Genomic DNA, 23685 nt, shown 5'->3' on the forward strand with positions numbered 1-23685 from the left:
GGAAGCGCCGTAGGTCCATTCCTGATTTCAGGAAAATGAGCAACAAATTTCCATAGATACGAGGAACACTTGAAGCGGATTCGAGCAGGGGGCCCATCGCTGAACAGGCTCGCAGCAGGACGGCCGATTCAATCCATTCAATGGATCGACGAAAAGAATCCACACCCCCCTCAAAAAGACGAGTCGTTGCGCGAGGTTACCCCTGTGGACTCACCCTTTTCTGCGCGGGAATCCGGAATGGCTCGAGGGATGGTTCAAGAATCGACGGGCTCCCGGTAAGCGGCTGGATCGGCTCAGCTTCCGGCTGGAAGCGACCGGAGGCGGGAGAGCACGCGGGCGACGCGGAATGCGGCCTCGACCACGTCGGCGTCGGTCGTGTCCTCGCCGATCGAGAAGCGCACGGCGGAGGCCGCGCGGTCGGGGCCGAGCATCGCGGTGAGGACCGGGGACGGCTCGGCGGTCCCGGCGCTGCAGGCCGCGCCGCTGGACACGGCGACGCCCTCCAGGTCGAGCGCGGCGCAGAGCTCGTCGCCGCGCCAGCCGGGCCAGGAGAGGTTCACGACGTGGGGGGCGCGCGCGCCCTCCCCGTTGCGGACCGGCGAAGCGCCGGCGGCGCGCCCAACCTGGGTGAGCTCGGCCTCGAGGCGATCGCGGAGCGGGGCGAGCGCCGCGTACCGGGCGGGGGCGCCGAGCGCTCGACGGGCGGCGACGGCGAAGCCGGCTGCGGCCACCGGGTCCTGCGTCCCGGGCCGCAGCCCGCGCTCCTGGGCGCCGCCGAGCAGGACGGGCCGGAGCCGGACGCCGGGCCGCACCGCGAGGGCGCCGATCCCCTTCGGGCCGCGGATCTTGTGGGCCGCGACCGACACGAGATCCGCCCCGGCCCACGCCTCGGGCGGCAGGCGCCCCACCGCCTGGACGGCGTCCACGTGGAGCCGCGCCCCGCGGGCGTGGACGATCGCCGCGGCCTCGGCGACCGGCTGGACGATCCCGGTCTCGTGGTTGACCGCCTGGAGGCTGACGAGCCGCACGGGCGCGACCGCCGCCGCCCGGTCGATGGCCGCGGCGATCGCCTCCGGCGCGACCCGGCCGGACGGCGCGGGATCGACCCAGGCGACGTGCACACCGCGGCCGGCGAGCCCCTCCGCGGCGCGGGTCACCGACGGGTGCTCGATCCGCGAGACCACGAGCGCGCCGTGGAGCCGCCCGGCGGCCAGCCCCCCGGCCGCGCCCGCATCGGTCGCGCCTGCCGCGCCTGCCGCGCCTGCCGCGCCGGCCTCGTCGCCGAAGGCGTGCAGGAGCGCGAGGTTGTTGGCCTCGGTTCCGCCCGAGGTGAGGGTCACGTCGCGCGCGTCGAAGCCGGTGAGCCGGGCGACCGCCTCCCGCGCCTGCTCGATGAACGCGCGCGCCCGCCGCCCCGGCCCATGCACGCTCGCCGGGTTGGCCCAGGCCACCTCGGCGGCGGCCTGCATGGCCGCCAGGACCTCGGGGTGCGGCGGCGTCGTGGCGTTCCAGTCGAGGTAGATGACGCTGGACGCAGGGCGCATCAGGCCGACGAATCGATGGGCGGCGACGAGGGCGGGCCGAGCCGGCCCGGCGAGCTGCCGTCGTCCTGGAGGGGCGCCCGCCGGGCGACGGTCAGGTAGAACGCGGAGCCGGTGAGCGACTCGCCCTCGATGACCTCGTTGCTCGGCGAGACGACGCGCACGTCGCCGCCGAGCCCGCGGGCGGTGCGCCGCGCGATCGCGAGCCCGACGCCGACGCCGCCGTAGGCGCGCGTGGCCGAGCCGTCGACCTGGTAGAACGGCTCGAAGATGCGCGGCTGGCGGTCGGCCTTGACCCCGGGCCCCGTGTCCGCGACGCAGAGCTCGTAGTGCCCCGACTGGAGCACGCTGACCCGCACGCCCGCGGTGCCGCCGGCCGGCGTGAACTTCGCGGCGTTCTCGAACAGCTGGATCATCGCCCGCTGCAGCCGGCCCGCGTCGCCCCACGCGGGCAGCGGGCCGCGCGGGAGATCCTCGACGAGCTGGACCTTCCCCTCGGCGAAGCGGTCGGCCACCTGCGCGAGGGCGCGCCGCGTGGTGTCGAGGAAGTCGTACTCCGAGTGCATGAAGCGCATCCGGCCCGTCTCGATGCCGGTCACGTCGAGCAGGTTGTCGATGAGCGACCGGAGCCTGCGCACGCAGTCCTCCATCGCGAGCAGCGCCTTCTTCTGCGCCTTGTTGAGCGGGCCGAGCTCCTCGTCGGCGAGCAGCTTCACGTACCCGACGATCGGGGTCATCGGCGTCGCGAGCTCGTGCGAGATGTTGCGGTAGAACTCGGTGCGCGCGGCGTCGAGCTCGCGCAGCCGGGCGTTGGCGCGCGAGAGCTCGGCCACCTTCTGCTCGAGGTGGGCGACGATGCGCTGGCTCTGCTCGCGCAGCCGGAGCGGCCCCTGCGACGCGGGGAGCTCCTCGCGCGCGCCGCTCAGGTAGCGGGCGATGACGGCCGAGAAGGAGCGCGCGTCGATCGGCTTCTGGAGGAAGCCGTCGCAGCCGACCGCGAGGCTCGTGTCCCGGTCGCCCTCGGCGGTGATCGCCACGATCGGGACGCCGGCGAGCGACGCCTCGCCGCGCAGGCGCAGGGTGACCTCGAACCCGTCGAGGCCGGGGATGTTCAGATCGACGAGGACGAGATCCGGGCGGTGCGCGCAGGCGAGGCGCACCCCTTCGAGCCCGTCGGCGGCCTCGAGGACCTCGTAGCCTGCGCTCTGGAGCAGCTTGCGGACGAGCAGGCGGTTCGCGGGATCGTCCTCGATGTGAAGTATCTTCGACATGGGCTCTGCGTGCGGATAGTAGTCACGAACGGCGGGGTTCAGGCACGTTCTGCGCTACTTTCCACCGCATGACCAGGCGCGCCGGCGCGATCCGGGCCCGGTTCGTCCGCTTGGGGCGCTCGCTTGCAACGAGCTTGTTCCTTCGCGCTCGCTGAGCCCGGCGGCGGCCCTCGCGGAGCGCGTGCCAGGCGCGCGCCGAGCGGGTTGCCAGGCGCGCGCCGAGCGGGTTGACGAGCGGCGGCGCCCATCCAATACGGGGGGCCGCCATGCTCGGCCCCTTCAAGTTCGACCGCGCCGTCACGGCGGCGCGCTGCTCCTCGTCCCCCCGGTTCTCCCGATGACGACCACGCACCAGCAAGAGAGCGAGGCCGCCGACGCAGTCGTCGGCGGCGGAGAGGCCGAAAACCTCCCTCGGCCGGCAGCGCCTCCCGGCGCGGGCGCGCCGCGCGAGGGCGCCGGCGCCACGGCGCGGCCGCTGGCCGCGCGCCTCTCCTACGGGCTCGCGGCCCTCAGCGGCCTGTTCTACTTCCTCGGGTTTCCCGGGATGGACCTCTGGCCGATCTCGTTCTTCGGCCTCGTCCCGCTGATCGTGGCGCTGCGCGGGCAGACGCCGGGGCGCGCGGCGCTGCTCGGCTGGATCGCCGGCTTCGTCATGACGATGACCGGCTTCTACTGGCTGCTCGAGATGCTGCGGGTGTTCAGCGGATTCCCCACGATCCTCTGCGCGCTCTTCATGGCCATCCTCTGCGCCTACCAGGCCGGACGGATCGCCCTCTGCGGCTGGCTCTACGGGCGGGCCGAGGCGCGCGGGTGGCCTGGCGCCGTGGCGTTCGCGCTCGCGTTCGTGACGAGCGAGCTCGTGTATCCGCTGCTCTTCCCCTGGTACTACGGCGCCTCGGTCCACAACGCGCCGGTCATGGGCCAGGTCGCGGATCTCGGCGGGCCCTACCTCGTCGGACTGGTGCTGGTCGCCGCCAACCTCGCCATCGCCGAGCTGGTGACCTTCCGGCTCGATCGCGCGCCGCGCGCGGGCGCCGGCGCCGGCCGACGAACCGGCCGCCCGCTCCGCCGCGCGGTCGTCGCGGTGGGCGTCGCGGCCCCCGCCCTCGCGGCCGTGTACGGCGTGATCCGGATGCGCGCCGTGGACGCGGCCGCCGCCGCGGCCGAGCCGATCAAGATCGGGATCGTCCAGCCGAACCTCGCCCTCTTCGACCGGCGGAACGCGCTCAAGATCCACGTGGACCGCACCCGGGCGCTCGCGAAGCAGGGCGCGGGGCTCGTCGTGTGGAGCGAGGCCGGCGTGCCGCAGGCCTTCCGCGAGTCGTCGTACAAGAACGACGTCCAGCGGTCGCTCACGAGCCGCCTCGGCGTCCCCACCGTGGTCGGCACGGTCATCCACCGGCTCCCGGCCGATCGGAACGAGCGCGGCGTGAGCTTCAACACGGCGCTCATGGCCGGCGAGGGGGGCGAGATCCTCGGGCGCTACGACAAGCAGTACCTGCTCGCGTTCGGGGAGTACCTCCCGCTCGGCGAGACGGTCCCGTACCTCTACACGCTCTCGCCGAACTCGGGCCGCTTCAGCCCCGGCACGTCGCTCGCCCCGCTCGAGTGGGACGGCCACCAGCTCGCGACGATGATCTGCTACGAGGACATCCTCCCGCACTTCGTGAACAAGCTCGTCGCCGCGGGCGACCCCGACCTGCTCGTCAACCTCACGAACGACGCCTGGTTCGGCAACACGACGGAGCCGTGGATCCACCTCGCGCTCGCGAAGATGCGCTCCATCGAGCACCGCCGCTACCTCGTGCGCGCCACGAACAGCGGCGTCTCCGCGATCGTCGACCCGGTCGGCCGGGTCGTCGTGCACAGCGACACCTTCAAGGAGCAGTCGCTGCTCGGCGAGGCTCGGTTCATGCGCGCGCAGACCGTCTACGGGACGGTCAAGGACATCCCGTGGTACGTCGCCGCGGCCGTGAGCGCCGCGATGGCGCTGTTCACGCGGCCGGAGCGCTGGCGCCTCCGCGGCGCCGCGCGCTGAGCCTCACCGCCGCGCGCTGAGCCGCGCCGCGCGGGCGCACGCCCGCGGGCAGCGCGCCCGCGTCAGATCTTCATCGCCTTCTTGAAGCGCTTCGCGTCGGCGAACATGTCGACGTTCGTGAACACGTACGTCGCGTCGTCGTGCTTCGCGCCGCGCGCGATCTCGGCGAGCCGCTCGATCGCCGGGTCCTCGTAGCGCGACTTGTGCCCCGCCGGGCCGTGCAGGCGGTAGTAGGCCACCTTCAGCCGCGAGAGCCCCGCGGTCAGCGGATCGCGCGCGGCCAGGGCGCCGACCTCCTGGGTGAGCTCGTCGCTCTCGTCCGGATCCCACCCCGGGGGCGGCTCGAAGACGACGCGCTCGAAGCGCTTCTTCACGTTGACCAGGAAGTCGCGCAGGATCGCCTTGTTCGCGCGCGTCGGCGTGAACTCCGGGGGACCGACGAAGACGGCGCTCTTCGCCTCGAGCTCGTCCGCCACGGCCTCGATGCTCTTCAGCGCCGTCTCGATGACCTTGCCGTCCCGGAAGCCCTCCTGCCCGATCTCGCGCGGACCGAGCAGGGCGAAACGAAAGCCGACCGGAGCTTCGCGCCGCCAGCGCCGGATCGTTCCAGGTCCCGGAAGGGACACATGGGTCTCCTGCACCTCCACGAACATGAACTCGCGGAAATAGCGCGTCGCTGGGACGGGGAAACCGGCGCAGCCGACGGTAATCATCGCCCCCACCCTAGCCCACGCGCGCGCCGGCGAGAAGCCGGACCGATGGATTTCTCGATCGGCCCCGCCTGGCCCTCCTCCGGGAGCCCGCGCCGCGGGGCCGCGGGGGGCCCGCTCACTCCTCGCCCTCACGCTCGGGCGCGGCGGCGGGCTGGGCGCAGGGCCGCGCTCCGTCCGCTCCGCCGGCCACGGCGCGCTCGAACGGCAGCGCCAGCGCGGCGGCGCCGCCGGCCGCGCGATCGAGCTTCCGCCGCAGCCGGGCTCGGCGGCGCGCCTGCGCGGGCTCGGGCTCGGCGGTGCCCTGGTCGGCCAGGTCGAGGGCGCGGGCGAAGGCGCGCACGTGGTGCTCGTAGAGCTTCGCCAGCTCGAGGCGCACCGCGGGGTCGTCGATCTCGGCGGCGAGCGCCTCGTAGTCCGAGAGCGCCCGCGCCTTGTCCCCGCGCGCCTTCGCGATGTCGCCGCGCGCGCGGCGCGCCGCCGCGCCGCCGCCGCGCTCGACGGCCGCGTCCGCGAGCTCCGCCGCGCGCTCGAGCGCGCCCGCCCTCCGCAGCGTGGCCGCCACGCCGGCGAGATCGCCGGCGGCGAGGCTGCCGAGCGGCTCGCCGTAGAGGCCGACCAGCGCGACCATCGCGAGCACGTCGGCCGCGTTGTGCTCGACGACGCCGAGCAGCGCCTCCTCGTCGCCGGTGCGCAGGAAGTGGGCGTAGCACGCGACGATCTCGCCGCCGGGCACGTCCCCGACGCGCACCCGGCCGAGCACGTCGTGCTCCAGGGCGATCAGCGTGCGCGTCTTCAGCCGGGCCTTGTGGATGCGGCGGGCGACGTGGACGAGGTCGAGGTGCGGCAGCTCCGGCGGCGGCGGCAGGCGGTTCATCACGTAACGCGTGCGCAGGAGCGGCATGTCGAACGCCTTGCCGTTGTACGTGATGATCATCGAGGCGCCTTCGAGGCGCTCGGCGAGGCGGCGCAGGATCGGCTCCTCCTCGCCGAGGCGGCGCAGGAGGAGCTGCTCCATGACGAAGCCGTCGGACGAGGGCTCGCCGAGCGGCCCCGCGCTCGCCGCCCCGGGGTCGAACCAGGCGAGTCCGATCAGGAACGGCACGGTGCCCGTGCCGCCGGCGAGGCCCGTGGTCTCGGTGTCGAGGAACAGCGCCCTCCGCACGTCGCAGCCGGCGAGCGCGGGGTCGAGCGCGAGCAGCGCGAGCATCGCCGGGTCGGCGTCGCGCGCGGCGACGAGCGGCGCGCGGCCGACGCGGGCCGCCGCGAGCGAGCGGGTGCGGCTCACGTAGAGCGGCCCGCCGGGCGTCTGCTCGACATGGAACGGGAGCTCGCCGCGCGCCGGATCGGCCCGCGGCGTCGGCGGCGCGCCCCGGGCGACGATGCGGGAGATGCGGTCGCGCAGCTCGTCGAGCGACGGCCGAGCGCCGCCCCCCGCGGGCGCGCCTGGCGCCGCCGGCCGCGGCCGCGCCGCCTCGGCCGAGACCTCGCCGGCAGCGGCCGGGACCGCGCCGACGGCGTCTGCCTCGCCAGGGACCGGCGGCGCGGGCGGAGGGGCGGATGCGCGGTCGTCCTCCGCGGCGGGATCGCGGGCGAGCGGCGCCGGCGCGGGGGCGAGCGGCGCGCTGCCCCGCCGCTCCGCCGGGAGCGGCCTGAGCCGCGCGAGCTTCGACTTGAACGACGTCATCGGCCGGCCGCGAGACTTCCACGCCGGGCACTGCGCATCAAGTCAGTGGTCCGGCGCGGCCGAGCTTCGCCCGGATCGCGGCGAGCACCTCGTCGGCCTGGCGCTCGGTCGCGGCGCGATCGCCGGCGTTGTCGATGACGTGGTCGGCGACCGCGACCTTGCTGGCGAGCGGGAGCTGCGCGGCGAGCCGGGCGCGCACCTGCTCCTCGGTCGCGCCGTCGCGCGCCATCGCGCGCGCGATCTGGACGGCCTCGGGCACCGCGACGACCACGAGCGGGCGGAACGCGTCGGCGACCCCGTTCTCGACGAGGAGCGCCGCCTCGTAGCACGCGAGCGGCTCGCCCCGCGCCTCGAGCGCGGCGGCGCGCTCCAGGAGGAGCGCCCCGATGCGCGGGTGCACGATCGCGTTCAGCCGCCGGCGCTTGTCCGGATCGTCGAAGACGATCGCGGCGACGCGCGCGCGATCGAGCGAGCCGTCCGGCGAGAGCACCTCCGGACCGAAGGCGCGGACCACCTCGGCGAGCCCGTCGGTCCCCTTCGCGACCACGTCGCGGGCGAGCGCGTCGGCGTCGATCACCGGGAGCCCCTGCGCGCGAAACCGCGCCGCCACCGTGCTCTTGCCGGATCCGAGGCCGCCGGTGAGCCCGAACAGGACGAGCCCCATCGCCGCTTCACCCCCCGCCGGGAGCGATCCGCGCTCCCACACCGCCATCCCACCCCGACACACCGCCGCAACGCATCGCGTCAGCACCGGCTTTCGCCGGCCGGTGGCCGGAATTTTTCCGCTGGAGAGCGACAGATCGCCGCGACGCCGGGGAAATGGTGGCGGCGCCGGCGCCGAGACCCGGCCGGGAGCGCCTGCTCTCCTCGTGACCACCCATGACCCGACCTTACCCCAGCGGGGGGCGTGGCCGTCGAGTTTCCGCGCCGTCGGCGCTTAAGAAGTCCGCTTCTCCGGGAATGCAACTACCATAACGGGGTGGTGGCAAAGATCGATGACCGGCCGGAGTCGAGCCTGCACGCCGCGTTCGATCGCTCGGACGCGCACCGCGGCTCGCCGGACAAACAGCTTGCTGCGTGGCTGTCCGAGGTCGACGTCGGCCTGATCGAGGTCGACGCCGAGCAGCGCATCGTGCGCTGCAACGGCGCGGCGGAGCGGCTGACCGGCTGGTCGATCGTCGAGGCGCGCGGCGCGCTGCTCGATCGCGTGCTCCGGCTGATCCCGGCGGCGGGCACGACGAGCGGAGATCCCGACATCGACGTCGGAGAGATGAACGAGCTGTTCGACGAGGGCGCGCCCGCGAAGCCCTCTCCGCCGCCGCCCGGGCTCACGCCGCGGCGCGAGCCCGTGGTGCCGCTCTCGCCGGTGATCATCGACGAGGGCGCGCTGCGCACGCCGGGCGCGCCGCTCGCCGCGCCCGAGGCGGCCGCGGCGAGCCGGCCGCCGGCGCGGTACACCGCGCTGCTCGAGCGCCGCGACGGCTCCGTGATCCCGATCCTCCACACGATCGGCACCGTCGCCGCGCGGCCCGCGCGCGAGGGCCACCGCGACTCGAAGCCGCCGCCGCCGCCCGGGCAGATCATCCTGTTCCGCGAGCTCGGCGCGCCGGGGCCCCTGCCGATCCACCCGGCCAAGCCCCGCTACGACGCGCTCACGCGCCTCCTCGATCGGTACGCGATCATCGATCGCATCGAGGAGGCGCTGAACGACTGCCGGAAGACCGGCACGCCGTACGCGCTCTGTTACATCGACCTGGATCGCTTCCGGCTCGTCAACGCGACGTGCGGCCACGAGGCGGGGGACGATCTGCTCCAGTGGGTCGCGACGCGCGTGCACGAGATCGTCGGGCCGAAGGACGCGGCCGGGCGGATCGGCGGCGACGAGTTCGTCCTCTTGCTCGCGGACAAGAGCGAGCGCGAGGCGGAGCGCATCGCGCGCGATCTGCAGATCTGCCTGCTCGAGTTCCGGTTCGGGTGGGCGGAGAAGACGTTCTCGATCGGCGCGAGCATCGGGCTCGTGGTGCTGACGCCGCACTTCGAGCGCGCGGTCGACGTGCTCGGCGCCGCCGATCACGCGTGCCGGATCGCGAAGGAGAACGGGCGCGGGCGGCTGCAGGTCTACCTCGACGACCAGCAGATGACGACGAGCCGGCGCTCGATGCAGTGGGTCGCGAGCCTGCAGCGCCACCTCGCCGAGGGGCGGCTCCGGCTCTACTCGCAGGGCATCCACCCGCTCGTGAAGCCGGGCGCGCCCCACACCCCGCGCGGCGCGCACTTCGAGGTGCTCGTGCGGCAGCTCGGCGAGGACGGCCGGTTCTACTCGCCGGTCGGCATCATCCAGGCGGCGGAGCAGAGCGGCCTCATCCACGTCATCGATCGCTACGTCGCGCGGCAGGCGTTCCGGCTGATCGGCGCGCTGCCGCAGCACGCGCTGCGGCGCCTCGACACGTGCTCGATCAACCTGTCGGGCGTGTCGCTCCTGCGCGAGGGCCTGCTCGACTTCCTGGTCGAGCAGCTGCACCGGGCGCAGGTGCCGCCGAGCAAGATCTGCTTCGAGATCACCGAGACGGCGGCGCTCGCCAACCTCGGCGAGGTGCTGTGGTTCATGCAGGAGCTCGGCGCCATGGGGTGCCGGTTCGCGATCGACGACTTCGGCAGCGGGCACGCGTCGTACGGCTACCTGGAGAGCCTGCCGGTCGACTACGTGAAGATCGACGGCATGTTCGTGCGCGACCTGCAGGACAACACGCTCCACCGCGCGATCGTGGAGTCGGTGCACCGCATCGGCGACACGCTCGGCATCAAGACCGTCGCCGAGCAGGTGGAGAACCAGGAGATCGCCGATCTGCTCACGTCGATGGGCATCCACTACGCGCAGGGGTGGCACTTCGACAAGCCGCAGCCGCTCGTCGACCTCTGCGCGTCGCTGCGCGCCCAGGGCGACCCGAGCGATCCCGACCCGACCGGCGGCGCGCCGCAGGGCCGCTGACCGCGCGCGCCGACGACCGACGCGCGCGCGTCGAGGCCCGCCGCGGGCGCCCCGGCGGGCCCCGCCGGCCGCGCGACGACGTCAGCCGAGCACGGCCGACGACGTCGCAAGGGTGACGCCGGCGGCCCGCATCTCGGCGAGCGCGGCGGCGACGCCCGCCTCGGTGATGCCGGCGACGGCGTCGGTCAGGACCGTCGTGCGGTAGCCGCGCTGGGCGAGGCCGAGGGCGGCGGCGCGGACGCAGTAGTCGGTCGCGACGCCGTAGACGACGAGCTCCGGCGCGCCGCCGAGCGCCGCGGCGAGGTCGCGCAGGAAGCCCTCGGCGAGGGGGTTCGCGAACAGGCTGTAGACCTCCTTCTCGAAGTAGACCGCGTGGGTCTTGCCCGTCGCGAGCTCGCGCACCGCGGCGTCGATCGGCGCCTCTTCGACGTTCGGCACGTTCGGCAGGAAGCGGAAGCGCGGCGGCAGCGTCCCCTCGACCTTGAGCCAGCCCGGCGTCCCCTTCACGCAGTGGTCGGGGAAGCCCGGCTTTTCGCCCTCGGGCGCCGGGGTGTCGTTCGACCCGAACTCCCACGCGTCCCACGCGTGCGAGTCGACCGAGCCGACGATCGGGATCCCGCGCGCGACGGCGTGCTCGGTGAGCCGCCGGAACAGCGCGTTCGGCGAGCCCTTCACGTAGAGCGCGCCGTTCTCGTCGCAGAAGTCGCGCTGCACGTCGACGTCGACGAACACCCTCGGGTGCGGAGATTGCCGGGTCGGATCGCTGCTCGCCATGTCCTCTCTCCTCTCGCGTTCCCCTCGAAGGCGCGCGCCGCCCCGCGGCCTCGCCGCGCGGCGCCCCGCTGGCCCTCGCTACCCTGCGCCGGCGACGACGCGGGCGCGCACCGCCTCGACGAGGGCGCCGAGCCGCGACGACACCTCGGCCGCGAAGGGCGCGCCCGGCGCGGGCTCGTCGTCGATGCGCCGCAGCGCGTCCGGCAGCCCGGCGATCTCGGCGCGCACCCGCGCCCGGACGGCGTCGAGCCCCTCGGGCGGCGCGACGCGGGCGCCGCGCTTCATCAGGGGGGCGAGCAGCGGCTCGGCCCCGGGGCCGACGGGCTCGCCGTCGAGCGCGATCACGTCGCGGGCGAGCTTGCCGGCCGGATCGCGGAAGCGGTGCACCTGGTGCGCGCCGGGCAGCGTCGCCTTCCCTTCCGAGAACTTCGCGATGGGCGTGCGCTCGCCGCCGGCGCCCGCCTCGGCGCCGCCGATCTCCACGAGCTTGTAGACGCCGCCCAGCGAGGGCGCGTCGATCGACGTCACGAGGTCCGTCCCGACGCCGTAGAGGTCGATGGGCGCCCCGGCGCGCCGGAGCTCGGCGATGCGGTGCTCGTTGAGATCGCCCGAGGCCACGATCTTCGCCGACGCGCACCCGGCGTCGTCGAGGATCTTCCGCACGGCCACGCTGAGCGCGGCGAGGTCGCCGGAGTCGATGCGCACCCCCTTCAGCTTGTCGCGCGCGACCGCGGCGGCGCGCGCGGCGCCGACGAGCGTGTCGTACGTGTCGATGAGCAGGATCGCCGCGCTCGGGAAGACGGCGACGTAGCCCTCGAACGCGGCCTCCTCGGTCGGGTGGGCCATGGTCCACATGTGCGCGGCCGTCCCGAGCACCGGGATGCCGAAGCGCATTCCGGCCTCGACGTTCGAGGTGCCGACGCAACCGACCGCGTACGCGGCCCGCGCCGCGTCGACCGCCGCCTCCGGGTGGGCCCTCCGGGTGCCGAACTCCATGACCCCCGCGTCGCCGGCGGCCAGCACGATGCGCGCGGCCTTCGACGCGATCGCGGTGGCGTGGTTGACGGCGGACAGCGCGAACGTCTCGATGAGCTGCGCCTCGATGATCGGCGCGGTGACGCGCAGGAGCGGCTCGTTCGGGAAGAACACGGTCCCCTCGGGGACGGCCCAGACGTCGCCGTGGAAGCGGAAGTCGCGCAGGTAGCTGCAGAACGCCGGCGTCATCGCGTCCGCGAGGGCGGGGAGCCCGCGCAGGTAGGCGATCTGCTCGTCGGTGAAGCGGAGCCCTTCGAGGTAGCGCACGACGCGCTCGATGCCCATCGCGACGAGGAAGCGCCGGTGCCTGGGCAGCCGCCGCACGAAGAGCTCGCACGTCGCGACGCGCGAGGCCATGCCGCGGTGGAAGTACCCCGCGGCCATCGTCAGCTGGTAGAGGTCGGTGTGCAGCGCGTCCACCGCTCATGGCTAAAGACGCTGGACGGAAGGGTCAACCTGAAGATCGCGCCGCGGACGTATCGGTCGCTTCACGCCGCGCCAGGCAGTCCGGCGCGCGGGCCGTGCGGGCCGCGCCCCCAGGGCGGCCGCGGCTGGTCTAAGCTCCGCGGCCGTGGCAGCGAAGATCCTGGACGGCAAGGCGATCGCTCAGAAGGTCCGCGACGAGGTGCGCGAGGGGGTGGCGCGCTTCGCGGCCGCCCACGGCCGGCCCCCCGGCCTCGACGTGGTGCTCGTCGGCGAGGACCCGGCCAGCGTGAGCTACACGCGGAGCAAGGAGCGGATGTCGAACGAGGTCGGCATGCGCGGCCGGCTCCACGCGCTCCCCGCCGATACGACCGAGGCGGAGCTGCTCGCGCGCATCGCGGAGCTCAACGCGGACGACACGGTCGACGGGATCCTCGTCCAGCTGCCGCTGCCGCGGCACCTCCGCGAGCACGCCGCGCTCGACGCCGTCGATCCCGCGAAGGACGTCGACGGCCTCCACCCGATGAACGCGGGCCTGCTCGCGCTGGGGCGACCCGGCGGGCTCGCGCCGGCCACGCCGGCCGGGTGCATGCGCCTGCTCGCCGAGGCGGGCGTCCAGCTCGCCGGCGCCCGCGCGGTCGTGGTCGGCCCGAGCGACCTCGTGGGCAGGCCGATGGCGCTGCTGCTGCTCGCGCAGGGCGCGACGGTCGCGATCGCCCACGCCGACACGCGCGACCTGCCGGCGCTCTGCCGCGAGGCCGACGTCGTCGTCGCCGACGTCGGCAAGGCGAAGCTCATCCGGGGCGACTGGATCAAGGAGGGCGCCGCGGTGATCGACGCCGGCACGAACCGCGACGACGCGGGCAAGCTCGTGGGCGACGTCGATTTCGAGGCCGCCAGGGAGCGCGCCGGCTGGATCACGCCGGTGCCGGGCGGCGTCGGCCCCATGACGATCGCCTCGCTGCTGGAGACGACGCTGCGCGCGGCGGAAGCGCGGGTCGCGAAGCGGTAGCCGTGGCCGCGCCGGGCTGGGTCGCGGCGATCGGGCGGGCGGCGGCGGCCGCGGGGCTCGCCGCGCTCGCCGGCTGCGGCGACGCCGCGGAGGCCGGCGGCGCGCCGCGCGCGTCCAGCGCCGCGGGCGCGGGCGCGGGTGGGCACGGCGGCGGCGCGAGCGGGACCTCGGTCGAGGCGATCCTCGACGAGTTGCGGGGAGACCGCGACGCGGCGCTGCTCTCGCACGCGGCGCGGACCGGCTGGCCCGTCCCGGTGGAGGGCGGGTATCTCTTCGTCTCGACGAGCGCGAGCCTGCGCCTGCTCGCGGGCGATCACGACGGGTGGACCGGCGCCGAGATGACGAGCGACGCCGGCTTCCACTGGATCGTGCTGAACGTGCCCGCGGGCGCTCGCTACAAGCTCACGGACCGCGCCGCGTGGGCGGCCGATCCCTGGTCGCGCGCGATCACCTACGACGCGTTCGGCGAGATGAGCCTCGTCGCGCCCAGCGCGGCGCACCTCGAGCGCCACTTCGGCGTGGGCGACGCGGCGATGGAGCCGCGCACCGTGCGCGCGTGGGTTCCGGAGGGGGACGTGGAGCGCGTCCTCTACGTTCACGACGGCCAGAACCTCTTCGATCCAGCGGGCCCGGCGGGCGGCTGGCACCTGCAGGATCACGCGCCGCCCGGGGTGCTCGTCGTCGGCATCGACAGCACCGCGGCGCGCCTCTCCGAGTACACCCACGTCACGGATCGCATCGAGGACGGCGGCGCGCTGATCGGCGGGAGGGGCGACGCGTACGCGGACTTCGTGCGCGACACGGTCCGGCCCCTGATCCGGGCGCGCTACGGCGAGCCGGGTCCGGTCGGGATCATGGGCTCGTCGCTCGGGGGGCTCATCAGCTTCCACGCCGCCGACCGCCACCGGGGCGAGTACGCGTTCGCCGCGAGCCTGTCCGGCACCATGGGCTGGGGCAGCGTCGGGGCGGGCGTGCGCCACGAGACGATGATCGAGCGGTACGCGGCGCACGCCGAGCCGGCGGCGGCGCTCTACCTGGACTCGGGCGGCGGCGGGGACTGCGTGGACGACGACGGCGACGGCATCGAGGACGACGACCCGGCGGCGACCGACAACTACTGCGAGAACCGCCAGCTGCGCGGCGCGCTCGCGGGGGCGCGGTCGCCGTACGTGGAGGGCGAGAGCGTGTTCTACGCATGGCACCCGGGGGCCGAGCACGACGAGGCGGCGTGGGCCGCGCGCGTGGCCGAGCCGCTCCGGATCTTCGAGGCGCTGTGACGCGGGATCTCGATCCGGCGCCGGAGCCCCGCGGGCCCGCCGTGGTCCTCTCGCCTGCCGGGAGCGCCGCGGCGTTCGTGGCGCGCGAGACCGCCGTGGCGAGCCCGCCGCTCGTGCCCGAGGTGAAGCTCCACCTCGCGACCGAGGTCACGCCGCTCTGGCACGCGACCGAGGCGGCGCTCGCGCGCGCGGGCGTGCCGCCGCCGTACTGGGCGTTCGCGTGGGCCGGCGGGCAGGCGCTCGCGCGGTACCTGCTCGACCGCCCCGCCGCGGTCGCGGGCAAGCGCGTGCTCGACCTCGCCTCCGGCGGCGGCATCGTCGCGATCGCCGCGGTCCTCGCCGGCGCCGCGCGCGTGAGCGCCGCCGACATCGACCCGTTCGCCGCGGCCGCGATCGCGCTGAACGCGGCCCTGAACGGCGTCGCCGTCGACGTGATCGCGGAGGATCTCACGGCGAGCGCCGCCCGCGGCGCGTGGGACGTCATCGTGGCGGGCGACATCTTCTACGAGCGCGCCATGGTCGACCGGATGCTCCCCTGGCTGCGGCGGCAGGCCGCGGGGGCGGCGGACGTGCTCGTCGGCGATCCGGGGCGCGCCTACTGCCCCGCGGAAGGCGTCGAGGAGCTCGCGCGTTGCCTCGTCGCGACGTCGCTCGATCTCGAGGGGCGCGAGGCGCGCGAGGCGCGGGTGCTGCGGCTGCTCCCGCTCCCCGGGGGCGCCGAGGTGGATTCAACCCACGATGGAGACTAGGGCCTCATCATGAGTCGATTGGCGATGATCTTCGCGGGCGTCCTGCTCGCCGCCGGCTGCGGGCGCGGCGCCACGGCGCCTGCCTCCTCCTCGTCGAGCGCAGCTGCGGCGAGTGGCGGCGAGCGCGGCGCTCCGCCGCCCGCGGCCAGCGCCCCGGCGACCGCCCAGCCCGCGCCGCAGACGGCGGCCCCCGACGCGGCGGCGGACGCCGAGCACCAGAGCGCCGCCCCGGAGGCGTCAGGCGACCCTCGGATCGATGAAATCCGGAAGAAGTACGCGGAGATCCAGGCGGACAAAGGCCTGCAGACGAGCGATCTTCGCATGGACTGCCCGAGCAGCGAGGGGAGCGCCGAGGTCCGGCTACACCAGAAGAACGGCGCGGTCTCCAAGGCCGTGCTGAAGGACATCGCCGCGGGAGACGCCGGGTCCACCTACCAGTTCTATTATGATGGCGGCCGGCTCATCTTCGCCCTGAACGACGCCTTTCCCTTCGGCGAGCCCCCGAAGACGCTCCTCGTGCAGCGCCGGTACTACTACCACCAGGGCAGCCCGATCCTCTGCACGAGGAAGAGCGCCGAGGGACCCTCCGACAAGGTCGAATCGGCGCTGCACCAGGCGCCGAACGAGCCGGTCGACTGCTCCTTCGCGCCCAAGGTGGAGCGGCTGGCTTCGATGGTGTCGAAGGGCGCGGCGGGGATGGACGAGCTGAAGAAGCAGCTCTGCCCGCGGCCGCCCCGGTAGACCGGCCAGCAGGCGCGGCCCGGGTCCTCACGGATCGCGAGCGCCCTGCGCCGGGATCACGCCATCCGCGTGCACCTCAAGGAGCGACCCCGGCCGCGCCGAGCCGCCCCTCGCTCAGCCAGCGCGGCCGATCGCCGAGCGCCGACGCGAGCGCCGGATCGTTCGTCGTGAGCAGGGTCGCCTTCCCCCCGGCGCGGCGCTCCGCGATGAGGTCCAGCACCACGCGCGCGCCGCCTTCATCGAGCCCGTTCGTCGGCTCGTCGAGCACGAGCAGCCACGGGTCGCCCACGAGCGCGGCGAGCAGGAGCGCGCGCTTGCGCTGCCCGAACGAGAGCCCGGAGAGCCGCTGACGAAAGAACGAGCCCGCGCCGACGCGCTCGACCCACGCGCGATCGAGCGGCGGCGCCTGCTTGAGCGCCGCCACGAGGGCGACGAGCTCGCAGACCTGCAGGTCGGGCAGCGCCTCGGTGGCGTCGGGCGCGTAGCCGAGCCGGCGCCGCGCCGCGACGCCGCCGCCGTGGATGGGATCGCCGCCGAGGACGACGGCGCCGCGATCGGGCTCCAGCAGCCCGGCGACGATCCGCAGCAAGGTCGATTTGCCGGCGCCGTTGCCGCCCATCACCACGACCACGTCCGAGGGCCCGCAGCGGAGGTCGACGCCCGACAGCACGTCCCTGCCCGCGAGCCGCTTGTGGATCCCCGTCGCTTCCAGCATCACCCCGCCCTCCTCTCCCCTGCCCTGGCGCCGCGCGGCGCGGGCCAGCGCGCGCCGGCGGGCCCCGCGAGCAGCGCGGCCGCAGGGGCCCAGGCCGCGAGCGCGATCTCGTCCAGCATCCACGCGGCCACGGTCGCCGCGATGACGGCGGCGAGCACCGAGAGGAGCACCCGGCTGCTGTCGCGGCCGTCCTGCCGCACGGACCAGCGCACGCAGCCGAGCGCGACCCCGGACAGGAGCAGCCCCGCGAGGCCCGCGCCGCCGAGCAGGCGCAGCGCCGCGAGGGGCGCCGCGCGGGTGAGCGCGGCGACCGCCGCCCCGTGCGCGAGCCCGAGGGCGACGAGCGGCGCGGCGACCGCGGCGGCGGCGGCGGCCGCGCGGAGCGGGGCCGACGCGCCGCAGGCGTCGAGGAGCCACGCGATCCGCCGCTCCTCGCGCAGCACCGGGCCGGAGAAGCCGGCGCCCGCGCAGAGCGCGAACGGCGCGAGCGCGACGAGCGACGCGCCGGCGAGCGACGCGTCCTCGAGCGGCTCGCTGCTCCGCGCCCACGCCGCCGCGGCGAGCGCGCCGAGCAGCGTGAGCGCCGCGCCGCGCAGGAGCACCGCGCGATGGCCGCGCAGGAGCGCCGCCAGGTAAGCGAGCGAGAGCGCGAGGGGCGCGCCGCCGCGGACGGGCGCGGTCCGCGGGAGGAGCGGGAGCTCGCGGCCGGGCGGGACCTCCGGGGCGCGGACGACGGCCGCGCGGAGCCCGAGGGCGAGCGCGGGCGCGGCGCACGCGAGCAGGAGCGGCGCCGGCGCCCCGAGCAGGATCGCGATGGCGAGCAGCGAGAGCGCCGCGAGCTCGCGGCCGCCGCGCGGCCGCGCGACGAGCATGCCGTGCGCCGCGAGCGCGGCGGCGCAGGCGGCGCAGCCGGCGAGCGGGCCGGCGCCGAACGCCCAGAGCAGCGCGAAGGGGAGCTCGGCGACCACGAGGAGCAGCGCGTGCGCGGCGAGCAGCTGGGGGCGCGGGACCGGCAGCGCGCGGAGGAAGAAGGTCGCCGGGGCGCGGAGCAGCGCGCGCGCCGCGGGCGTCCCGACGAGCAGCCACGCCGCCCACAGCGCGAGCCGGAACGGGAGCGACTCGCCCGCGAGGCCGGTGAGCTGCGCGGGGTGCATCCCGTTGCCGCCGAACACGACCGCGCCGACGACGCCGAGCCCCATGTAGAGCGGCATGGCGCGGGCGAAGGCGTCCTTGCCGGCCGTCGAGACCAGGACGCGCAGGACGAGGGCGAAGCGGCGCAGCACGTCAGGTGCTTGTACCCGCCGCGGGCGGGCGCTTCCCACCGGAAACGCGACCAGGGCCGCGCCACGCACGAACGCAGCGAGGGGGCCGTGGCCCCCTCGCTGCGACGATGTTCTACGGGGATGGATCCGGATCGGAGGCGCCTGCCGCGCCGGCAGGCCGGCCGGGGCCGCGGCGCGGCCCCGGCGCCGACCTCACCGGCGGGCGGGCTCGCGCGGGAGCGCGGCCGCCCTGGCGTCGAACGAGCAGGTCAGGCCGCAGACGTTGTTCGCCGTGCCGACGCAGCGGTCGTCCCACGCGTTGTTGCAGCAGTACGGATCCTGCGCGCAGACCTCCGAGACGCACCAGTCGCACCCGGCGTCGAGCGCCACGCCGGTGTCGCACACGTCGTGGCTGCAACCGCAGGAGAGGCCGCACGCCGACGCCGCCTGGTCCACGCAGCGCGCGTCCCACGCGTTGTCGCAGCAGTACGGATCCGCCGCGCACACCGCGCTCGCGCACGGATCGCACGCCGGGTCGAGGCCGTCGCCCGCCGAGCACAGGTCGTGGCTGCACGCCTGCGTGCAGGTCAGCCCGCAGGTGTTCGCGGCCCGCTCGACGCACGCGCGATCCCACGAGTTGTTGCAGCAGTACGGATCCGCCGCGCACACCGCGCTCACGCACGGGTCGCACTGCGAATCGAGCGCGCCCCCGGGCGAGCACAGGTCGTGCTCGCAGGCGTCCTGGCACACGACGCCGCAGGTGTTCGCGGCCTGCTCGACGCACACCCGATCCCACTCGTTGGAGCAGCAGTACGGATCCGCCGCGCACACCGCCTGAGCGCACGGATCGCACCCCGGGTCGAGCGGCGCGCCCGGGTCGCAGACCTCGTGCTCGCAGGTCGGGCACGACCCGCAGTCCAGCGAGCAGCTGCCGCAGTCCTCGCCCTCGCCGCACACGCCGTCGCCGCACGTGTTGGCCTCGCAGGTCTCGCCGCAGATCGACGCGACCTCGCTCACGCACGCGGCGTCCCACGCGACGTCGCAGCAGAACGAGTCGATCGCGCAGATCGACGCGACGCACGGGTCGCAGGCCGGGTCGAGCGGGCCGCCCTCCTCGCACTTGCCGTGCGCGCAGGAGGTCGTCTCCTCGCCGATGACGCGCACGTTGTCGATGTACCAGCCCTCGAGCTCGTTGATGGCGCTGTCGATCGTGTCGAAGCTGAACGCGATGGTGATGCGCCGATCCGCGAAGCCCGCCAGCGACTCGAAGCGCGGCTCGAACACGCCGTTGGTCCACGAGGTGGTCCTCGGGAACACCGCCACGTTGCCGGGGTCGTCGACGTCGGTCACGACGATGTTCGCCGCGTCGTAGTACAGGCTGCCCTCGACCTGGATGAACTGGTCGACGACGAGGAACGGGCTCGACACGCCGGTCAGATCGATGACCGGCAGCGTCAGCGTGCCCGCGTTCGTCGTGCCCGTGTCGTAGGTGCCGGTCTCCTCCAGGCCGTACCAGAACGACCGCTCGCCCTCGGACGCGCGGCGCGTGGTGATGTGCCACAGGCCATCGGAGGTCCAGCCGCCCGAGTCGCCCTCGAAGCCCTCCGAGTACACGACGACGCCGCCCTCGGTCGTGACCTGGACGTTGTTCGACACGGGCCCGACGTTGCCCGCCTCGTCGACGGCGCGCATGGCGACGTACACGGTCGCGGTGGGCGGCAGGCCCTCGACCTGCGCCTGCACCAGCCATCCCGCGGGCTGCGCCGGGGGCGCCGACGTCAGCTTCGCGGAGGAGAAGTTGCTGTCGTCCAGCGGGTACAGCGACCAGCCGATCTCGTACGCCGTCGGCGTGCCCTCGAGCCCGTCGTCGCCGGGCGAGGTGAACTGGACGACCGCCGACGTGGCCCCGGCGTCGATCGCGGTCAGATCCGTGACCTGCCCCGGCGGCGTGACGTCGGTGGTGAGCGCGAAGGTCAGCCCGTGCAGCTGGGCGGAAGCCCAGAGGGCGCCCCAGTGGAGCGTCCCGTTCTCGAGGTTGCCGTCGTCGTCGTCGCGCAGGAACACCTCGCGCACGGCCGTCGGGATGTCGGGCGCGTTCGACGGGAAGGACGGCAGCACCAGGGCGCGGGCGAGCGCGTCGCCGGCCGCCTCGCCGAGCTCGGCGATCAGGTTGGCGCGGGCGTGCCACACGAAGCCGGCCCACGACTGCCCGAGGTTGTGCGACTCGTCCCAGCCGCCCGGCGGATATACGTAGTCGTTGTCGCACGTGCGGATCAGCCCGCCGTCGTCGGTGATCCCCCCGCCGACGAGCGGGTCTTTGAGCAGCAAGCAAGCCAGCGTGTCGCCCCACCCCTCCGACAGGCCGCCATCGAAGATCCCGCCGAACTTATCATCGACGAAGTGGCCGTACTCGTGGGCGATCACGCTGTCGATCGCGGAGTTGTTGCAGCCGCCGCCCGACAGGAAGAAGTTGATGCTGATCGCGCCCGGATCGTAGTACGCGTTGCACCAGTCGTTCAGGTTGACGTTGGTCGGCAGCGGCTCGCCGAGGGCGTCCGGCGCGAGGCCGTTCGCCTCGAGGAACGAGCGCGCCGCGTCCACGTAGCGGTAGGCGGTTGTCTGCGCGATCTCCTGCTCGCCCGCGCCGGCCGACGAGAACACGAGGCCGGCCCCCGGGGCCGCCGCGGCGGTGGCCACGAGGTTCGGCCCCGACACGTTCTCGACCGTCGCCGCGCGGCCGTTCAGGGTCGCCTGGAGGGGCGAGCCGAGCGGCACGTCGATGCTGAAGGCGCCCGCGGCGTCGGCGTGGACGAGGGTCCCGGGGCCCGTGACGCGCGCGTGCGGGAGGCTCGTCTGCGCGACGGTGCCGCCGGACGCGCCCGGGGCGCCGCCGCTCACCGTGAAGCCCGACACGGAGCCGCTCACGACCTCGAACACGCGGTCGTCGATCGTGAGGACCCGGCCGGTGGAGGGGCCGTTGGCGATCACGAGCACGCGCTCGTGACGGCCGGCGAGGCTGATGTCCCAGACCATCTGGAGCGCGCCCGCGATCGGGCGGATCACCCGCTCGGCCTTCGCCACCCGCGCGTCCGGCTGCGCGCGCAGGATCGTCCGGGCGAGCGCGTTCGCGCGCTCCTCGCCGACCTTGTCCTCCGTGTCGACGACGGCGTCCTGGTAGAGGTGGTGGCTCGACGCCGCCAGCTTGCTCCCGCCGTTCCGGTCGGCGCGCAGGGTCAGGTTCAGGTACGTGCCGACGATCGGCACGCCGTCGCGGACCTGACGGTAGCTCACATGGCTGAGGGTGGCGCGGGCCGGAGTGCGCTCGACATGCTGGCTCGCGGTCTCGAAGTCGCTCGCGGTGAGCGGGCCGAGCGCGACCTTCAGCTCGTCCTTCACCAGCGGCAGCACGTCGGCCGCGTTCAACGAGCGCGTGGCCGGAAGCGCGATGTCCCTGCCCTGGTGCACACGGCCGCCCTTCACCTCGCGGCCGTACGTCTTGGCCGCCTGGGGGGGATTGCTGGCCGGAGGAGCGATGGAAGAGGGGGTGTCCTCGCCGCCGCAGCCGGCCATCCCGAGCCCCAGAAGAAAGAGAGATACCAGTCCACGATAACTACGCATTCATCCCTCCGATCGTACTTGATCAGGTTCGAATTAGGACAATGACAACCATGCAGCGACCCGCCGGTCCGCCGCCGCATCGACTCGAGATCTCGCACCCGCGCGCCCGGCGTCGGCCGGGCGATCGCGCGGCCGGCAGGCATCGGCGAGCCGCCGTCCCGGGAGAGGCGGCGGCGCCATCGCTTGCGGTCTGCGATCTCCGCGGCTTGCTGCGCGCGTAAGAAAAGCGGCGTCGCTCTGAGGAGCGCCGCCCTAGTCTTCACCTCCGAGCAATTGCACGCGATGTACCAACGACGTCGCTCCCTCCCCCGCGCCGTGGCGTTCACGAGTTAGAGCCAAAATCAGAACGTCCCTTGGCTCAGGCGAGCTGGCCAAACGCTGGCCGGCCAGCTGGCCGGCCGCGTCGCAACATTGCACCTTGCGTACTTGAGCAAGAAGTTGCGGCAGTTCCTGGAAACCGCGCCTCCCGCCGCGCGTACGCAAGCGACGCGCGTCGGAAAGCTGCGGTGGGCCCAAGGCGCGAGCGGCGGACGCCCGCGGCTCGGCCAGCGCGGCCTGCGCGGGCCAGCGCCGCCGCGCGCTCGGCGCGCATCGCCGGCGCGAGCGCCTCCCGCGCCGGCCGGCGCGGCCGCGCTCCCGGTGGGCGGCGGAAGCGGTAGACTCGCCCGGGTGAGCCGCTCTCCCGGGCGCCGTGGCCCTGTCCCCTCGCAGCTCTCGCTGTTCGGCGAGGCGCCGCGGCCGGCCGCCGCCGGGGCGCCCGCGGCGCCGGAGCCCGACGCGATGGCCGCGGTCTACGACGACGCCGCCCGCCTCGCGGCGCGGCTGCCGGCAGGGCTGCACCTCGGCACGAGCTCGTGGAGCTTCCCGGGCTGGCAGGGCCTCGTCTACGCCCGGCGGCGGAGCACCGAGGAGCTCGCGCGCGACGGCCTCGCCGAGTACGCGCGGCACCCGCTGCTCACGACGGTCGGCATCGACCGGAGCTTCTACGCCCCCATCCCCGACAGCGACTTCCTTCGTTATAGAGCGCAGCTGCCGGACGGCTTCCGCTGCGTGCCGAAGGCGCTGCACGCCGTCGTGTCCCAGACGCTCCAGCGCTCCGAGGCGCCGCCGGGCGACGAGGAGGGGCGCGGCGCGAACCGCGGCCGCGCCGAGCCGAACCCGGACTTCCTGTCGGTCCCGCTCTTCCTGTCGCGCGTCGCCGCGCCGCTGCTCTCGGTCTTCCGGCCGCACGCGGGCCCGGTGCTGCTCGAGCTGCCGCCGGTCGGCCCGCCCCACCGGCTCCCGCCGCGCGCCTTCTTTGAGCGGCTCGACGCCTTCCTCGGCGCGCTGCCGCGCGAGCTCGCCTACGCCGTCGAGCTCCGGGAGCGGGCGTATCTCACCGGCGAGTACCGGGAGATCCTCGGCGCGCACGGGGTCGCCCACACCTACAGCTACTGGCGCAACATGCCGTCTCCCGGCGCGCAGGCCGAGGTGGTGCCCGTCTCGAACGCGCCTTTCGCCATCGTCCGGCTCTTGCTCGGGCCCGGTCGCCGCTACGAGGCAGAGCAGCGGCGGTTCCACCCGTTCAACCGGATCGTCGAGCCCGATCCCGCCATGCGCGCGGAGGTCGCGCGGCTCCTCTGCGAGGCCGCGGCGCTGCGCATCGAGAGCTTCGTGCTGGTGAACAACAAGGCCGAGGGCTCGGCCCCCCTCACCGTGCGCGCCATCGCCGAGGAGGTCGCCGCGGCGTGGCAGGGGTCCACCGCGGCCGCTGGCGGGTGATCCGACCCGGGCCGATCGCCCGCTGCTCCGCAGAGGGCGCCGGCCGACCGCGCGCCGCGGCGGGGACAGGCTGGAAAGGCGC

Annotated in this window: 17 protein-coding genes; 7 read left to right on the plus strand and 10 right to left on the minus strand. The window is 74.6% G+C overall.

The genetic code is table 11. The features are described 5' to 3' along the window. Window positions 1-293: 293 nt before the first annotated feature. A complete protein-coding gene (locus WME83_RS22335) occupies window positions 294-1544 on the minus strand; it encodes a cysteine desulfurase family protein (protein WP_437321311.1) in 1251 nt (416 codons plus the stop codon). After that, window positions 1544-2812: a hybrid sensor histidine kinase/response regulator gene (locus tag WME83_RS22340; RefSeq protein ID WP_437321312.1), complete on the minus strand. Its 1269-nt coding sequence runs from the start codon at window positions 2810-2812 to the stop codon at window positions 1544-1546. The genes WME83_RS22335 and WME83_RS22340 overlap by 1 nt, the downstream gene beginning before the upstream one ends. 337 nt (window positions 2813-3149) lie before the next feature. On the opposite strand from WME83_RS22340, the gene lnt reads away from it, so the two are divergent. After that, window positions 3150-4850 (plus strand): apolipoprotein N-acyltransferase, encoded by a 1701-nt coding sequence (gene lnt, locus WME83_RS22345; RefSeq protein WP_437321313.1) that lies wholly within the window; start codon window positions 3150-3152, stop codon window positions 4848-4850. Window positions 4851-4912: 62 nt separating this feature from the next. On the opposite strand, the gene WME83_RS22350 is transcribed toward lnt, so the two are convergent. The 3 genes from WME83_RS22350 to coaE all read right to left on the minus strand — a co-directional run bounded on the left by WME83_RS22350 (window position 4913) and on the right by coaE (window position 7911). Continuing rightward, window positions 4913-5563: a DUF72 domain-containing protein gene (locus tag WME83_RS22350; RefSeq protein ID WP_020736395.1), complete on the minus strand. Its 651-nt coding sequence runs from the start codon at window positions 5561-5563 to the stop codon at window positions 4913-4915. 115 nt (window positions 5564-5678) lie between these two features. Then, the gene (locus WME83_RS22355) at window positions 5679-7247 is read right to left on the minus strand and encodes a ribonuclease H-like domain-containing protein (protein ID WP_437321314.1); all 1569 of its coding nucleotides are present in this window, start codon (window positions 7245-7247) and stop codon (window positions 5679-5681) included. A gap of 37 nt (window positions 7248-7284) precedes the next feature. After that, entirely contained in the window at window positions 7285-7911 is a 627-nt protein-coding gene (gene coaE, locus WME83_RS22360; protein ID WP_437321315.1) for a dephospho-CoA kinase, read from the minus strand. A 318-nt stretch (window positions 7912-8229) separates the two neighbouring features. Between coaE and WME83_RS22365 the strand changes: the two genes are divergently transcribed. Further along, a complete protein-coding gene (locus WME83_RS22365; RefSeq protein WP_437321316.1) occupies window positions 8230-10236 on the plus strand; it encodes an EAL domain-containing protein in 2007 nt (668 codons plus the stop codon). A gap of 81 nt (window positions 10237-10317) precedes the next feature. On the opposite strand, the gene WME83_RS22370 is transcribed toward WME83_RS22365, so the two are convergent. Further along, entirely contained in the window at window positions 10318-11010 is a 693-nt protein-coding gene (locus WME83_RS22370) for a cysteine hydrolase family protein (protein WP_437321317.1), read from the minus strand. A 78-nt stretch (window positions 11011-11088) separates the two neighbouring features. Beyond that, window positions 11089-12465, minus strand: coding sequence for a nicotinate phosphoribosyltransferase (locus WME83_RS22375; RefSeq protein WP_437321318.1), 1377 nt, complete (start codon window positions 12463-12465; stop codon window positions 11089-11091). Window positions 12466-12616: 151 nt separating this feature from the next. Here WME83_RS22375 and WME83_RS22380 point away from each other — a divergent pair, with 151 nt between their 5' ends. The 4 genes from WME83_RS22380 to WME83_RS22395 are packed head-to-tail and all read left to right on the plus strand — an operon-like array spanning window position 12617 to window position 16247. Next, window positions 12617-13480, plus strand: a complete 864-nt coding sequence (locus WME83_RS22380) for a bifunctional 5,10-methylenetetrahydrofolate dehydrogenase/5,10-methenyltetrahydrofolate cyclohydrolase (RefSeq protein ID WP_437321319.1) — start codon at window positions 12617-12619, stop codon at window positions 13478-13480. A 2-nt stretch (window positions 13481-13482) separates the two neighbouring features. Further along, complete coding sequence (locus WME83_RS22385; protein ID WP_437321320.1) at window positions 13483-14757, plus strand: alpha/beta hydrolase; 1275 nt, start codon at window positions 13483-13485, stop codon at window positions 14755-14757. Continuing rightward, window positions 14754-15506: a class I SAM-dependent methyltransferase gene (locus WME83_RS22390; protein WP_437321321.1), complete on the plus strand. Its 753-nt coding sequence runs from the start codon at window positions 14754-14756 to the stop codon at window positions 15504-15506. Before WME83_RS22385 ends, WME83_RS22390 begins: the two co-directional genes overlap by 4 nt. 9 nt (window positions 15507-15515) lie before the next feature. Continuing rightward, entirely contained in the window at window positions 15516-16247 is a 732-nt protein-coding gene (locus tag WME83_RS22395) for a hypothetical protein (RefSeq protein WP_437321322.1), read from the plus strand. A gap of 76 nt (window positions 16248-16323) precedes the next feature. Here WME83_RS22395 and WME83_RS22400 read toward each other — a convergent pair whose 3' ends face one another. The 3 genes from WME83_RS22400 to WME83_RS22410 form a co-directional block, all read right to left on the minus strand. Beyond that, window positions 16324-16962 (minus strand): ATP-binding cassette domain-containing protein, encoded by a 639-nt coding sequence (locus WME83_RS22400; protein ID WP_437321323.1) that lies wholly within the window; start codon window positions 16960-16962, stop codon window positions 16324-16326. Next, a complete protein-coding gene (locus WME83_RS22405; RefSeq protein WP_437321324.1) occupies window positions 16962-18245 on the minus strand; it encodes a hypothetical protein in 1284 nt (427 codons plus the stop codon). Before WME83_RS22405 ends, WME83_RS22400 begins: the two co-directional genes overlap by 1 nt. Window positions 18246-18437: 192 nt before the next feature. Continuing rightward, a complete protein-coding gene (locus WME83_RS22410; RefSeq protein WP_437321325.1) occupies window positions 18438-21842 on the minus strand; it encodes a hypothetical protein in 3405 nt (1134 codons plus the stop codon). A 669-nt stretch (window positions 21843-22511) separates the two neighbouring features. On the opposite strand from WME83_RS22410, the gene WME83_RS22415 reads away from it, so the two are divergent. Further along, window positions 22512-23603: a DUF72 domain-containing protein gene (locus tag WME83_RS22415; RefSeq protein ID WP_437321326.1), complete on the plus strand. Its 1092-nt coding sequence runs from the start codon at window positions 22512-22514 to the stop codon at window positions 23601-23603. Window positions 23604-23685: the final 82 nt, after the last annotated feature.

Origin of the sequence: Sorangium sp. So ce385, from assembly GCF_051474135.1 — a bacterium.
GTDB lineage: Bacteria > Myxococcota_A > Polyangia > Polyangiales > Polyangiaceae > Sorangium > Sorangium cellulosum_D.

What these genes read in the sequence shown, in the direction of transcription:
- WME83_RS22335 (WP_437321311.1), bottom strand. Translation starts at nt 1,544, where the DNA reads ATGCGCCCTGCGTCCAGCGTCATCTACCTCGACTGGAACGCCACGACG.
- WME83_RS22340 (WP_437321312.1), bottom strand. Translation starts at nt 2,812, where the DNA reads ATGTCGAAGATACTTCACATCGAGGACGATCCCGCGAACCGCCTGCTC.
- lnt (WP_437321313.1), top strand. Translation starts at nt 3,150, where the DNA reads ATGACGACCACGCACCAGCAAGAGAGCGAGGCCGCCGACGCAGTCGTC.
- WME83_RS22350 (WP_020736395.1), bottom strand. Translation starts at nt 5,563, where the DNA reads ATGATTACCGTCGGCTGCGCCGGTTTCCCCGTCCCAGCGACGCGCTAT.
- WME83_RS22355 (WP_437321314.1), bottom strand. Translation starts at nt 7,247, where the DNA reads ATGACGTCGTTCAAGTCGAAGCTCGCGCGGCTCAGGCCGCTCCCGGCG.
- coaE (WP_437321315.1), bottom strand. Translation starts at nt 7,911, where the DNA reads ATGGGGCTCGTCCTGTTCGGGCTCACCGGCGGCCTCGGATCCGGCAAG.
- WME83_RS22370 (WP_437321317.1), bottom strand. Translation starts at nt 11,010, where the DNA reads ATGGCGAGCAGCGATCCGACCCGGCAATCTCCGCACCCGAGGGTGTTC.
- WME83_RS22395 (WP_437321322.1), top strand. Translation starts at nt 15,516, where the DNA reads ATGAGTCGATTGGCGATGATCTTCGCGGGCGTCCTGCTCGCCGCCGGC.
- WME83_RS22400 (WP_437321323.1), bottom strand. Translation starts at nt 16,962, where the DNA reads ATGCTGGAAGCGACGGGGATCCACAAGCGGCTCGCGGGCAGGGACGTG.
- WME83_RS22410 (WP_437321325.1), bottom strand. Translation starts at nt 21,842, where the DNA reads ATGCGTAGTTATCGTGGACTGGTATCTCTCTTTCTTCTGGGGCTCGGG.